This is a genomic window from Kitasatospora sp. NPDC004614, assembly GCF_042873675.1.
In the GTDB taxonomy this organism is placed as follows: domain Bacteria; phylum Actinomycetota; class Actinomycetes; order Streptomycetales; family Streptomycetaceae; genus Kitasatospora.
In genome coordinates this window covers 766,462-779,100 of sequence record NZ_JBIALR010000001.1, presented here as the reverse complement: position 1 = coordinate 779,100, position 12,639 = coordinate 766,462, and the positions used below count along the sequence as shown (strand labels likewise).

13 protein-coding genes are annotated in these 12,639 nt (G+C 72.1%); 6 read left to right on the top strand and 7 right to left on the bottom strand.

Annotation, left to right across the window (positions count from 1 at the left end; all coding sequences use genetic code 11):
• Positions 1-37: 37 nt before the first annotated feature.
• Both ACFYST_RS03315 and ACFYST_RS03310 read left to right on the top strand, forming a co-directional pair.
• Positions 38-943, top strand: a complete 906-nt coding sequence (locus ACFYST_RS03315) for a M28 family peptidase (RefSeq protein WP_387859520.1) — start codon at positions 38-40, stop codon at positions 941-943.
• Between the two features lie 27 nt (positions 944-970).
• Positions 971-2,377 carry a M1 family metallopeptidase gene (locus tag ACFYST_RS03310; RefSeq protein WP_387859518.1) on the top strand — a complete coding sequence of 469 codons (1,407 nt, stop codon included), beginning with the start codon at positions 971-973 and terminating at the stop codon, positions 2,375-2,377.
• Positions 2,378-2,522: 145 nt separating this feature from the next.
• On the opposite strand, the gene ACFYST_RS03305 is transcribed toward ACFYST_RS03310, so the two are convergent.
• Positions 2,523-3,770, bottom strand: coding sequence for a M20 family metallopeptidase (locus ACFYST_RS03305; RefSeq protein WP_387859517.1), 1,248 nt, complete (start codon positions 3,768-3,770; stop codon positions 2,523-2,525).
• Positions 3,771-4,317: 547 nt separating this feature from the next.
• Here ACFYST_RS03305 and ACFYST_RS03300 point away from each other — a divergent pair.
• The gene (locus tag ACFYST_RS03300; protein WP_387859515.1) at positions 4,318-5,217 is read left to right on the top strand and encodes an ADP-ribosylglycohydrolase family protein; all 900 of its coding nucleotides are present in this window, start codon (positions 4,318-4,320) and stop codon (positions 5,215-5,217) included.
• Between the two features lie 62 nt (positions 5,218-5,279).
• On the opposite strand, the gene ACFYST_RS03295 is transcribed toward ACFYST_RS03300, so the two are convergent.
• Complete coding sequence (locus tag ACFYST_RS03295; RefSeq protein ID WP_387635029.1) at positions 5,280-5,546, bottom strand: GlsB/YeaQ/YmgE family stress response membrane protein; 267 nt, start codon at positions 5,544-5,546, stop codon at positions 5,280-5,282.
• 137 nt (positions 5,547-5,683) lie between these two features.
• Between ACFYST_RS03295 and ACFYST_RS03290 the strand changes: the two genes are divergently transcribed.
• A complete protein-coding gene (locus tag ACFYST_RS03290; protein WP_387635031.1) occupies positions 5,684-6,214 on the top strand; it encodes an NUDIX domain-containing protein in 531 nt (176 codons plus the stop codon).
• A gap of 6 nt (positions 6,215-6,220) precedes the next feature.
• Here ACFYST_RS03290 and ACFYST_RS03285 read toward each other — a convergent pair whose 3' ends face one another.
• From ACFYST_RS03285 to ACFYST_RS03265, 5 genes are all read right to left on the bottom strand, one after another.
• Positions 6,221-6,850 (bottom strand): S26 family signal peptidase, encoded by a 630-nt coding sequence (locus ACFYST_RS03285; protein ID WP_387859513.1) that lies wholly within the window; start codon positions 6,848-6,850, stop codon positions 6,221-6,223.
• A 77-nt stretch (positions 6,851-6,927) separates the two neighbouring features.
• Positions 6,928-7,869 carry a terpene synthase family protein gene (locus ACFYST_RS03280; protein WP_387859512.1) on the bottom strand — a complete coding sequence of 314 codons (942 nt, stop codon included), beginning with the start codon at positions 7,867-7,869 and terminating at the stop codon, positions 6,928-6,930.
• 144 nt (positions 7,870-8,013) lie between these two features.
• Positions 8,014-8,271, bottom strand: a complete 258-nt coding sequence (locus ACFYST_RS03275) for a hypothetical protein (RefSeq protein ID WP_387859510.1) — start codon at positions 8,269-8,271, stop codon at positions 8,014-8,016.
• A complete protein-coding gene (locus ACFYST_RS03270) occupies positions 8,268-8,798 on the bottom strand; it encodes an RNA polymerase sigma factor (protein WP_387859508.1) in 531 nt (176 codons plus the stop codon). Before ACFYST_RS03270 ends, ACFYST_RS03275 begins: the two co-directional genes overlap by 4 nt.
• Before the next feature lie 187 nt (positions 8,799-8,985).
• Complete coding sequence (locus ACFYST_RS03265) at positions 8,986-9,354, bottom strand: VOC family protein (protein WP_387635042.1); 369 nt, start codon at positions 9,352-9,354, stop codon at positions 8,986-8,988.
• 275 nt (positions 9,355-9,629) lie between these two features.
• Here ACFYST_RS03265 and ACFYST_RS03260 point away from each other — a divergent pair, with 275 nt between their 5' ends.
• Positions 9,630-12,050 carry a DUF6923 family protein gene (locus tag ACFYST_RS03260; RefSeq protein WP_387859506.1) on the top strand — a complete coding sequence of 807 codons (2,421 nt, stop codon included), beginning with the start codon at positions 9,630-9,632 and terminating at the stop codon, positions 12,048-12,050.
• Between the two features lie 108 nt (positions 12,051-12,158).
• Positions 12,159-12,587 (top strand): DUF4440 domain-containing protein, encoded by a 429-nt coding sequence (locus tag ACFYST_RS03255; protein ID WP_387635047.1) that lies wholly within the window; start codon positions 12,159-12,161, stop codon positions 12,585-12,587.
• Positions 12,588-12,639: the final 52 nt, after the last annotated feature.

The following is a 12,639-nucleotide window of genomic DNA, read 5'->3' as shown; positions in this document are numbered from 1 at the left end:
CGGGGCGAGCCCCGGTACCGCTCCGAAAGGCCTCCGCGTGAAGTCCTCCCTCCGCCCGTCGCTCCTCGCCACCCGGCTGCTCGGCGTGGCCCTGGCCCTGTCCGCGGTCGCCGCGGCCGCACCTGCCGAGGGCGTGGCCGCCGCGGCCGCCCCGACCGTCTCGGAGCGGGACGTGATGCCGCGCCTGAGCGCCCTGCAGCGGATCGCCGACCGCAACGGCGGCAACCGCGCGCACGGCACCCGGGGGTACACGGAGTCGGTGTCGTACGTGCGGAACGCGCTGGACCGGGCGGGGTTCCGCACCGAGCTCCAACGCTTCGATCACGACGGCCGGGCCGGCTACAACCTGATCGCCGACTGGCCGGGCGGCGACCCGAACCACGTGCTGCTCACCGGCGCCCACCTGGACAGCGTCCCGGTGGGCCCGGGCATCAACGACAACGGCTCCGGTTCGGCGACCGTGCTGACCACCGCCCTCCAGGTCGCCAAGGCCCGGCTCAAGCCCGCCCGGCACCTGCGGTTCGCCTGGTGGGGGGCGGAGGAGGCCGGACTGGTCGGCTCCGCCGACTACGTCAACGGCCTGTCCGCCGACGACCGCAAGGCGATCGACCTCTACCTCAACTTCGACCAGACGGGCAGCCGGAACACCCAGCAGTGGCTCGTGGTGCAGGACGGTCCGCAGGCCGACGAGGCGGCCGGGCAGGCCTTCGCCTCCTGGTTCGCCGACCGCGGGCACGCCACCTTCGACATCGGCATCGGCGGGTCGGACAACGAGTCGTTCGGCAGCGCCGGCATCCCGTCCTCCGGCTTCAGCACCGGCATCTCGGACTGCATCCACCAGGCGTGCGACACCCTCGCCAACGTCGATCCGGCCACCGAGACCACCAGCACCAACGCCCTGATCGGCGTGCTCTGGCAGCTCGCCGCCACCACCCGTCCCTGACCGACCCGACAACCCCAGGAAGCTCATATGCGCACCCGACGGACCGCCACCGCCCTCGCGATCGCCACCGCCCTCGGCGTCGCCCTGACCGCGCTGCCCGCCTCGGCGGCGACCGGCATCGACCCGTACTTCCCCGACGACGGCAACTCCGGCTACGACGTCGGGCATTACGACGTCCGGATCGCCTACGACCCGGCCCGCACGGACCACCTGGACGGCGACACCACCGTCACCGCCCGGGCGACTCGCACGCTGGACCGCCTCAGCCTCGACCTGAAGGGCTTCACGGTCGCCTCGGTCACCGTGAACGGCACACCGGCGCGGTCCATCTCGCGCTCCGGCGAGCACAAGCTGAACATCGTCCCGGCCCGGCCGCTCGCCGGGGGCGCCACCTTCACCGTCCGGGTGAAGTACGCGGGCACGCCCGACGCCGAGGGCTGGCACACGCTGGCCGACGGCGGCGCGAACGTCACGGGCGAACCGCACTCCGCGACCTCCTGGTACCCGTCCAACGACCACCCGTCCGACAAGGCCACCTTCGCCCTCACCGCGACCGTCCCCGACGGCTGGACCGCCATCGGCAACGGCCGGCCCGGGCCGACCACCACCGCCCGCGGCACCACGACCTTCCGCTGGAACGAGGACCGCCCGATGGCGACGTACCTCAGCACCGTCGCCATCGACCGCTTCACCGTCCACCGCGCCCAACTGCCCGACGGCACACCGGTCATCACGGCCTACAGCCCCGACGCCACCATCGACCCGGCCTCGGAAGCCGAACAGCAGGACATCCTGGCCTTCCTGGCCTCGAAGTTCGGCCCCTACCCGTTCTCCTCCGCCGGCGCGATCGTGGTCGGCATGCCCAAGAACCCCGGCCCCGGCGGCCCGGTCGCGCTGGAGACGCAGAGCCGGCCCACCTACAGCGGGGCCATCTTCGACATGTCGGTCGTCCACGAGAACGCCCACCAGTGGTTCGGCGACAGCGTCTCGTTCACCGACTGGCGCGACGGCTGCCTCGCCGAATGCTTCGCCCAGTACGCCAACCAGCTGTGGGAGGAGCACAAGGGCAGCAACCTCGACACCGGCTTCTACGCCGCCGAAATCGCCAACAACAAGGACAACCCCGGCTACTGGTCCACCAAGCTCTACGACCCCGGCGCGGGCAAGGAACTCGACCCCGCCCTGTACTTCAAGGGCTCCCTGATGCTGCACGCCCTGCGCCGCACCGTCGGCGACGACGCCTTCTTCACCACCCTCCGCCGCTGGACCACCGACCACGCCTACGGCAACGCGAGTTTCCCCCAGTTCGAGGCCCTGGCGGCACAGGTCTCCGGCCAGGACCTCAAGGGCTTCTTCGACGCCTGGGCCCACGGAACGTCGATCCCCGCGAAGCAGTACCTCTACCCGGGCACCCTCGGCGCACTGGCCAAGTAGCGGGTGCGAAAACAGGGGCGTGGGGAACTGCGCGAGACCGAAGGCACTCGACCGCGAGATCGCGAGATCGCGACGCAAGACAACCACTTGCACGTGCTCGCGACCTCACGGACAGGCTTGCGCTCGTCGCGCAGTTCCCCGGACTTCAGCGCAGCCGAGGCAACGGCACAGCCAACAGCGCCGCCAACAGAGCGATCCGCGACCCCAGTTGGTCGATCCGCAGGTGCTCGTGCCGCGCGTGCGGCCCGGCCCCCACCGCGCCGAGTCCGTCCAGGGTCGGAAGACCCCTCGCGCCGGCGAGATTCGTGTCCCCCGCCCCGCCCGCGGGCGCCCCGTCGAGGTGCTGGCCGAGCGCCGCGGCGAGTGAGCGGACGTGCCGCAGCAGCGGATTCGCGGTGCGCTCGGGCCAGGTGGGCCGGGAGGACAGCACCTCGGTGCGGACGTTCGCGCCGGGCCGGTTCGCGGTCAGGTGGGCGAGCGTGTCGAGGGTGCGGCGCTGGGCTTCGGTGGTGTCGAAGCGCAGCCCGATCTCGGCCTGGGCGCGGCCGGCGACGACGTTGGCGCGGGTGCCGCCGTCGATGCGTCCGGTGTTGAGTTCGGTGCCGGGCTGTCGGCCCAGGCCGCGGACGGTGATCAGTTGGTCGACCAGTTCGTCGATCGCGGAGAGGCCCTCGGCGGCGTCGTTGCCGGCGTGTGCCTCGCGTCCGGTGACGGTGAGCCGGACCCGGGTGGAGCCGCGGCGGGCGGTCTTCAGGCGGCCGTCGGGGTGGCCGGGTTCGAGGCCGAGGACGGCGGCGGCGCCGCGCAGGTGCCGTTCGACGAGGCGGCGGCCGTCGGGGCTGCCGATCTCCTCGTCGGAGACCACGATCATCCGCACGGGTCGGTGCGGGCGTTGGCCGAGGTCGGCGAGGAGCGCGAACGCGCCTTCGAGGAGGGCGAGTCCGCCCTTCATGTCGAGGATGCCGGGGCCGGTGAGGCGCCCGTCCTGTTCCTCGACGGGCCAGTCGGTGAGGGTGCCGACGGGCCAGACGGTGTCGTGGTGGCCGACCACCAGCAGGTGCGGGAGTTCTTCGTGCCGGCCGGGCCAGTCGAGTACCAGGTGGTCTCCGTGGGCGCAGTTCTCGCGGGTGGCGGTGGCGCCGGTGGCGGCGTAGCCGGTGGCGAGTTCTTCGGCGAGGGTGTTCAGCCGGGGCGCGTCGCCGGACGGGGTTTCGATCCGGGCGAGGTCCGCGCAGCGCTTGCGGACGGCGGCAGTGAGGGTGCGGGCCCTGCTGGTCAGGGTGTGGGGCAGGCCCGGTAGTGCGGCGGTGGCCAACGTCGGTGCCGCTACGGGCAGTTCGCCGGCCGTGGGGGTGGCGGGATGTGGCTCGGGGGCCACGGTATGGCGGCTCACCGTTCACCCCCGGTGGGGCGCGAGGCACTGGGAGGCATGGCCGGGACGGGCGTCGCGGGAATCTGTTGCGGCTTCGGGCTGGACCGTTTCGGGCTGGGTCGTGGTGTCCGATTCGACCTGGGACTGGGCAGCACTGCGTCCTCCTCGCTCGGTCCGCGACCCCGGCTCGGCCCGGGGTCCGGGGACGTCGGTCTCTGTTCCTCGGCACGGACGGGCGCCGCGGCAGGGACCGGGAAGCGAGCCTAGAAGATTCGATCAGCTCCCGGCGAGGTGCCCACCGTCCGCGCACTCGTCGCTCCACCCGTCGTCAAGGCCGTGGAACGGCCGCAGAACCCGGGCCTGGCACGGCGAGCGGGACGCGGATTCCGAGCGCGTCCGTCTCCCACCTTGGACCCGCGGGGACGAATCGGCAGCGCGAATCGCCCACGATCGAGCGAACCCCCGTCCGAGGGGTGACACCGGATCCGTCTCCAGGAAATCGGTTCGCCGGGCGGCCCTCCGAGCAGCCAGAATCGGTGACGTCCACCCGCCCCCGCGAGGAGTCGCCATGTTGTCCCCCGTCCCGCCGCCCGCCCTCGACAGCCTTCACGGTCTGGCGCTGGGCGATGCCTTCGGTGATCGCTGGTTCCACCCGCCGGTGGACGAGGCGTCGGCGGAGGTCGCGGGCCGGCTGACCAGGCCCGGGCCGTGGCACTGGACGGACGACACGGCGATGGCGCTCGTCCTGGTGCGCCACCTGCGCGACCGCGGTGAGGTCGAACCGGCCGCGCTGGCGCGGGAGTTCGCGCAGGAGTACATGGCGGTGCCGCACCGCAAGTACGGGCCGTCGATGCACCAGGTGCTGCGCGCGGTGCACGCGGGCGAGGACCATCTCGCGGTCACCGGCGCGCTGTTCGGCGGGCAGGGCTCGCACGGGAACGGCGCGGCAATGCGGGTGGCGCCGCTCGGCGCGTGGTTCGCGGACGACTTGGCGGTGGTCGCCGAGCAGGCCGAACGTTCCGCCCGGGCCACCCACGCGCACCCGGAGGCGGTGGCGGGCGCGCAGGCGGTCGCGCTGGCCGCGGCGCTGGCGGTCCGCTCGCGCGGCGGTGCGGCGGCTCCCCGGGCCGATTTCCTTCAGGAGGTGGCGGCGCTGCTGCCGGAGTCCGATGTGCGGTCCGGCCTGCGGATCGCCGCCCGCCTCCCGGCGGAGACCAGCATCCGGCATGCCGCGGTGGTGCTTGGCTCCGGCCACCTGGTCTCGGCGCAGGACACCGTCCCGTTCGCGCTCTGGTCCGCCGCCGGTCACCCGGACGATCTGGTCGAGACCCTCTGGCACACCGTCGCGGGCTGGGGAGACATGGACACCACCTGCGCCATCGCCGCCGGCGTGGTCGCCGCCCGCACCGGCCTGTCCGGCGTCCCGGCCGCCTGGTCGGGCGCGCAGGAGCCCCTGCCGCCGCTCTGACCCGCACAACGCGAATGCCCCGGCGAGCAACCAGCTCGCCGGGGCACCGTGTTGACGCCGCCTCAGTCGCGTGACCTGCCGAACAGCAGCCGGTAGACGATGAGCAGGGCGAGGGCGCCGGCGATCGCGGAGATCCACGTGGGCAGGTCGAAGAAGTGCACGTTGATCGACTTGTGCAGGAACTTCGAGGAGAGCCACCCGCCGATGAACGAACCGGCGATGCCGATCAGCGTGGTGATGACGATGCCGCCCGGGTCCTTGCCGGGGAGCAGCAGCTTGGCGATAGCTCCGGCGAGGAGCCCCAGGATGATCCAACTGACGATGCCCATGCCGTTCTCCTGCCCTTCGCCACGAGGGCCAATCCCGTCGCGCTTCTCCACCACAAGGACGACTGGCGCAACCGTTCGGTTCCGGCCGCGGCGCGCGCGGGGTGCGGTAGCGTCCGGGGGACGAAAGGGGTGGCGGGGTGCGGTGGAAGGTGTACGGGGAGCGCCCGGTGTACCAGGACCCGTGGCTGAACGTGTGGGTCGCGGATGTCGAACTGCCGGACGGGCAGCGCTTCGAGCACCACGTGGTGAAGCTGCGCCATCTCGCGGTGGCGGCGGTGGTGAACGACCGTGCCGAGGTGCTGATGCTGTGGCGGCACCGGTTCATCACCGACACCTGGGCGTGGGAACTGCCGATGGGCCTGGTGGAGGCCGGTGAGGACCCGGCGGCCGCGGCGGCCCGGGAGGCGCTGGAGGAGACCGGCTGGCGGGTGTCGGACGTACGCCCGCTGATCTACGCCCAGCCGGCCGCGGGCATCACCGACGCCGAGCACTTCGTGTTCCGCGCCGAACCGGCCGAGTTCACCGGCCCGCCCACCGAACAGAACGAGTCCGACCGAATCGCGTGGGTCCCGCTGTCCGAGCTGCGCGCCCTGGTGGCCCGCCGCGAGATCGTCAGCAGCGCCACCCTGGTCGGGGTGCTCGCGCTGCTGCTCGACGAGGCCGCCTGACGGCCGTCAACTCCCGGGCGGCGGATCGACGGCGACCAGGTCGGCGTCGTAGGGCAGCGGGCCGTTGTCGAGCAGTGGCAGAACGGCCCAGCCGACCCGGCCGGTCACTGCGGCCTCGTCGACCCAGCCGTAGGCGCGGGAGTCCTCCGCCACCTCGGAGTAGTCGCCGATGACGAACAGCTTGCCGGGCGGGACGAGTGGGGCCGCCGCGGTCGGCTGCCCGCGGCCGTCGGCGGAGCAGCAGGGGCTGGCGGGCCGGTCCTGGCCGCGCCCGGTGGGCAGGTCCACGCGGAACCACTGGCCGCTCCCGCCGGGCTGGACCAGCAGGACGAACGGCTCGCCCGCCGCGGGGTGGTACGGGTCGCGCGGGTCGGAGGTGATCTCGACCCGGTCGCCGGGCAGGCCGATGACGCGCCTGATCGTGGTGGTGTCCTGTCCGGGTGCGCGCAGCGCCACCGCGTCGAGGCGTTCGGCGCGCCCGCCGCTGCCGGGGACGGTGAGCACCCGCGAGTTCGGCCCGAGGTTGGGGTTCATGCTCCGGTCGTCGACCCGGACGGCGAGCATCAGGGCGGCACCGAACGACACCGCCGGCACCCCGAGCACCCCGAGCGCAACTCGCCACCAGTGTCTGCGCATTCGCGCCGGCACCATCGTTCGCCCCCTCACCGACCGGCCCGTGTGGCGGTGAGCGTGACGGTTCAAATGATCTTCTGTCAAATCTCCTGTGCGTGACCAGTCGCGGTCGCCGTCCAGTGGATCAGCGCGTGCACGTGGCGGACCAACCCCCGGGCGTGGCGGCGGGCTTGGGTGGGCCAGTGGGAGCCGCGGGCGAGGCCGTCGGCGAGGAACTCCAGGGTGGTGAGCTCGGCGGCGCACAGCTCGGCGACCCGCGCGGCGGCGGTGTGCGGCGACAGTCCGCGGTGCACCTCCAGGGCGCGCACCATCCCGCTCCCGGCGCCGAGGTCGCCGATCCAGCAGACCAGGTGCTGAAAGCGCGCCAACAGGTCGGCGAGCTGCGGGTGGCGGTACAACTGCTCGGGCAGGTCGAGGCCGTGGGCGAGTTCCACCCAGTGGGCCGCGCACCGCACCGCGCCGTCGCGGCCGTACTGGGTCAGGTACTGCGGGACGGTCGGGACGCTCGGCCCGGCGCCCAGCCGGGCGAGTGAACTGTCCAGGTGGGACCGGAAGTCGGCGCCGCAGCGGTTCTGCCAGTCGGGTCCGGCGAGCGTCGCGCTGTCCCGCCAGAGCCCCTCGAACGCCCGCACCAGCGCGGAGCCGTCCTCGCTCCGCGCGGCCGGTACCTGGCCGCCGGCGGTCAGTGCCCGGAGTGCGCCGACGGTCCGCCGGGTCGTGTCGCCCGGTTCGTCCAGTTCGATGTGCTCGTCGAGGATCCGGGTCAGCACCAGCCATTTGGTGGCGGCCCGCAGTCCGGGCCCGGCGGGGACGTCGCCCCAGCTGCGGGCGGCAAGGTCCAGGTGTCCCCGGTCGAGGCAGCGGGCGGCGGCGGCCGCGTCCAGGACGCCGGTGCCGGTGAGCCAGTGCGCGATCTCGGCGCGCAGCGCGTCGGTGTGCGGGTGCGGCGTCAACAGAGGTGTCTGGGCGAGCAGTTCGGCCATCGGCCCGGTCGGTGCGAGGTACGCGCTGGCTGGGCTCATGACGGCTGGTTCCTCCGCCGCTCGGGGGCGTTCGACGTGACGAAGTCTGGTCGAACGCCCCCGAGTTGCGGTGCAGAACCGACGGCCGTTCCCCCGCCCGGCCGATCCACCCGTTCATCCGATCATGCGCCCGATGCCCCGGTGTCAGCTCCGCCGGAGCGTGCACTGCCCGTCGTGGCACGCCCGTTGTAGCCGTCCCCGGGAGAGCGTCTGCGCCAGGCCGATCGCCCAGCACATCGGGCAGCCGCGCAGCGCGACCAGCCCGAGCGGCGCTAGCAGCAGCGAGACCGGTCCGGCCACCGGGAGCAGCGCGAATCCGACGACGATCGCGCCGAACCCGAGGCCGCCGCGCACCAGATGACGTGTCAGGGTGGCGCTGGCGAAGTCGCCGGGCCCGCTCATCGGGGGCCTCCGAGTTCGGCCCGGACGGCGGCCCGGGCGCGGTGCAGCCGGGACTTCATCGCGGCGGTGCTCAGCCCGAGCGCCTCCGCGACCGCCCGGCCGCCGTACCCCCGCAGGTCACGCATGATCAGCACCCGCCGCTGGTCGGCGGGCAGCGCGGCGATCGCCGCGGCGACCCGTTCGGTGTCCAGCCGCCGCAGCGCCTCCTGCTCGGCGGAGTCCGCCTCCCCGGCCGGCGCCTCGGGCGCGGCCGGGGCGGGGCGGACCCGCCGCAGGCACTCGTTGCGGACGATCCGAAACAGCCAGGAGGCGAGCGCGCCGGTGGCCCGCAGCATGCCGATCCGGCGGTAGAGGATGATCAGCGCCTCCTGCGCGGCGTCCTCCGCGTCCTCGGGGCTGGCGCACAGCGAGTGGGCGAACCGCCGCACCTTGGGGTGGGCGCCCGCCACCAGCGCGTCGATCGACTCGGGGTCGCCGCAGCGGGCCGCGGCGATCACTTCCTCGGGCGGCCAGGACGTCTCAACCACGCTTGCCCCGCTTCGACTTGAGCGCGAGGACGCAGGTACAGAGCAGTACCGCGCCGGCGCCGATGGCGATGGCCACCACCATGAGGTTCCTCCGAGCTGTCGTGTCCGGCGGCCGTCCGCCGGTACGTGTGCCCGTAAGAGGGGGCGGCCGCCGAAAAGGATTCAGCCCCGATCGCCCCGGCCCGTCTCAGTTCTCGCGTTCGGCCTTGCTGCGCTCCACGCAGAATTCGTTCCCCTCGATGTCGGCCAGCACGGCCCAGCCGGTGCCGTCGGCGTTGCGCCGGTCGTCGACCAGCGTCGCGCCCAGGCCGAGCAGCCGGGTAACTTCCTCGTCCCGGGTTCGGTCCTGCGGCTGGAGGTCGAAGTGCAGCCGGTTCTTGCCGGCCTTGGCCTCCGGCACCCTGATGAACAGCAGGTTCGCGCCCGCGATCAGCGCCTCCGGGTCTCCGGGGAAGTCCTCGGGCTGCAGCGGCTGTTCGAGCACCTGCGCCCAGAAGGAGCCGAGGGTGTAGGGGTCGAGGCAGTCAATGGTCACATGACGAATTACAGAGCTCATATGACAAATCGTCACCCCCCATATCGCCTGCCCGCAACGGCATTTACGCTCTTCCGACATGCCCCCGTTCGGCCCGAAATGCCCGTTTTATATTGATTCGCCAGCCTACGATCCCGGCATTCCCGAACAGCGAATGGAGGACGGCCGCAATGGCGCGTCGATGGTGGGCCGGATTGATCGTTGCAGGCGGGTTGGCGGCCGCCAGTCTCCCGATGCTGGGGCCTCAGCAGGCCCAAGCGGCACCGGGCGACCCGTTCCCGGCGGGCCCTGCCCTGGTGTTCGTCGCACAGGGCCCGGCCCGCGGCGAGCCCACGACGCTGTACGAGGCGGTGCAGGGCCCAGGTCAGATCGTCTTCGTGAAGCAGGGCACCGCCGCATTCGGCTACAACGCCATGGGTTTCCACCTGGCCGACATGTTCCTGTACGCGATCAACGAGAACAACGGCCTGGTGCGGATCGGCCAGGACGGCGCGGCCACCAACCTCGGCCAGGTCGGTCTGCCGTCGAACGCGGCCAACTACAACCAGGGCACCTTCGGCGAGGGAGCCACCGGCGACCTGCTGTACGTCCGGCTGGCCGTCACCGACCGCAACCTGTACGCGGTCAACGTGGTCACCCACACCACGACCCACATCGCGCTGAACGCCGACGTGCCGAACCTGTCGGACTTCGTCTACACGCAGGGCTACATCTGGGGCGTGTACGGGCCGACCAACCGGATCTACCGGATCAACCCGACCACCGGCGAGGTCATCAACTTCGCCGCGCCCAAGCTGCCCACCGACCCGTTCGGCGCCCAGTGGGTGTACGGCAACGGCAACATCGGCATCTCCGACAATGTCACTGGCAGGGTCTTCCAGCTCAAGCTGGTGAACCCGGGCTCCGCGACCCCGTCGGCGGTCCTCGTCTCGTCCACCCCCGGCCCCGCCTCCACCCAGAACGACGGCGCCTCCTACCCCGGTCTGCCCGTCGACCTGGGGATCACCAAGTCCGGGCCCACCGACTGGAGCCCCAACCAGACGCTGACCTACACCCTCACGGTGACCAACCACGGGCCCGGCGACTCCTCCGGCTTCATCGTCAACGACGAACTGCCGGACACCGTGCTCAACCCGACCACCCCCACGGACGGTTGCACCATCACCGTGGACCCGGACGGCCACCACTTCCTGGAGTGCGCGGGGGCCCCGCTCGCCGACGGGAGCCACACCGACATCGCGGTGACCGGCACCGCGCCGGCCGAGGCGGGCACCGACTGCACCACCGACCGGATCAGCAACACCACCGAGATCATCGGCAACGAGTCGGACCCGAACCTCTCCAACAACACCTCGACCTCCACCGCCTGCCCGGCCGGCACGGTCGAACCCTCGTTCTCCATCTCCAAGAACGCCTCGATCGAGGCCCCGAACTTCGCCGGCCCCGGTGACCGGGTGAAGTACACCGTCACCATCCACAACACCGGGCTGATCGACTACCCGGCGGCCGACCCGGCGTCGTTCACCGACAACCTGACCGACGTGCTGGACGACGCGACGCTCGACCCGGCGTCCCTCACCGGTGGCGCCCAGTCCGTCAACGGCAGCATCACCTGGTCCGGCCCGCTGGCCGTGGGCGAGACCCACGTCGTCACCTACGAGGTGGTGGTCAACAACCCGGGCACCGGTGACCACGTGCTGCGCAACGCGGCCGTCCCCGGCGCCACCGGCCACTGTGCGGAGATCTGCTCGCGGGTCACGCGCGTCGCCGAGTACTCGCTGAGCAAGAGCGCCGAGCCGGCCTCGGTCGCCCCCGGCGGCATCGTCACCTACGCGCTGACCGTCACCAACACCGGCGACGTCCCGTTCGGCAACGGCCCCGGCTCGGCGCCCGCAGTGCACATCACCGATGACCTGACCGGCGTCCTCGACAACGCCACGTACAACGACGACGCCAGCGACGGCGGCACCCTGACTGGCGACACGCTGGCCTGGGACCTGAGCGTGCCGGTCGGCGGCAGCGTGACCGTCACCTACTCGGTCACGGCCGACCAGGACGTCCCGGCCGGCGCCAAGCTGACCAACCTGGCCGCGCCCGACCACTTCGGCCACTGCACCACGGCGGCCGACTGCACCACCAGCACCCCGATCCTCCCGCCCGCGGCGTTCACCATCTCCAAGGCCGTCTCGACCAACACGGCGGACCCGGGCGACAAGGTCACCTACACCGTCACCGTCACCAACACCGGCGGCTCGGACTTCACCGACGCCGACCCGGCCTCCTTCACCGACAACCTCGCCGACGTCCTGGACGACGCCACCTACAACAACGACGCCACCAACGGCGCGACCGTCACCGGTGACCTCCTGACCTGGTCCGGCCCGCTGGCGGTCGGCGCGAGCACCACCATCACCTACAGCGTGACCGTCAACGACCCCGACACGGGCGACATGGTCCTGCGCAACCTGGCCACCCCCGGCGACGACGGCACCTGCGCCGGCACCTGCGCCACCGAGACGACGGTCGTCAGCCCGTCGCCCAGCCCGACCCCGAAGCCCAAGCCCAGCAAGCCCCACCACAAGGGCGAGAAGGGCGAGCACGAGCGCCTGCCCGAGACCGGTTCGGACCTCACCGTCCCGGCCGCGGTCGCTGCCGGCCTGCTGCTGCTCATCGGTGGCGGACTGCTCTGGTGGCGCCGGAAGGGGCAGCGCCACTGACCTCCGACCGCTGACCACTGACTGATCGACCGGGCGGGTCCGTCTAAGCGGCGGGCCCGCCCCCGGTATTTCACCCACCAGGGACAGTAAAATGTTACTGTTCGGCGCATGTCGCTCCCGCTTCCGCACCCCGAGGTGAAGGCCGAACTCGACCGCCTCACCGCCGAGTTCTTCGACGCCTTCGACAACCGCGACGGCCGCCCCGCCGACGTCGCCCGGCTGCGCCGCCTGATGCTCCCCGGCAGCATCATCGTGATCACCGCGCCCCGGTACCTCACCCTCACCCTCGAAGAGTTCATCGAACCCCGCGAACTCCTGTTCTCCAGCGGCCGGTTGACCGAGTTCCACGAGTGGGAGACCAGCGAGAACACCGAGATCGCCGGCTCCGTGGCCAGCCGCATGCTCGAGTACCGCAAGTCCGGCCTGCTCGACGGCGAACGCTACGAAGGCGGCGGCACCAAGACCATGCAGTTCGCCCGCACCCCCGACGGTTGGCGCATCACGGCCTTCGCCTGGGATGACGACCCGCAGCCGTAGTCCGGTCCCCGGGTCCGGGGCCGCAGCGGTCCTGTGCCACAGTCGTCCCGGA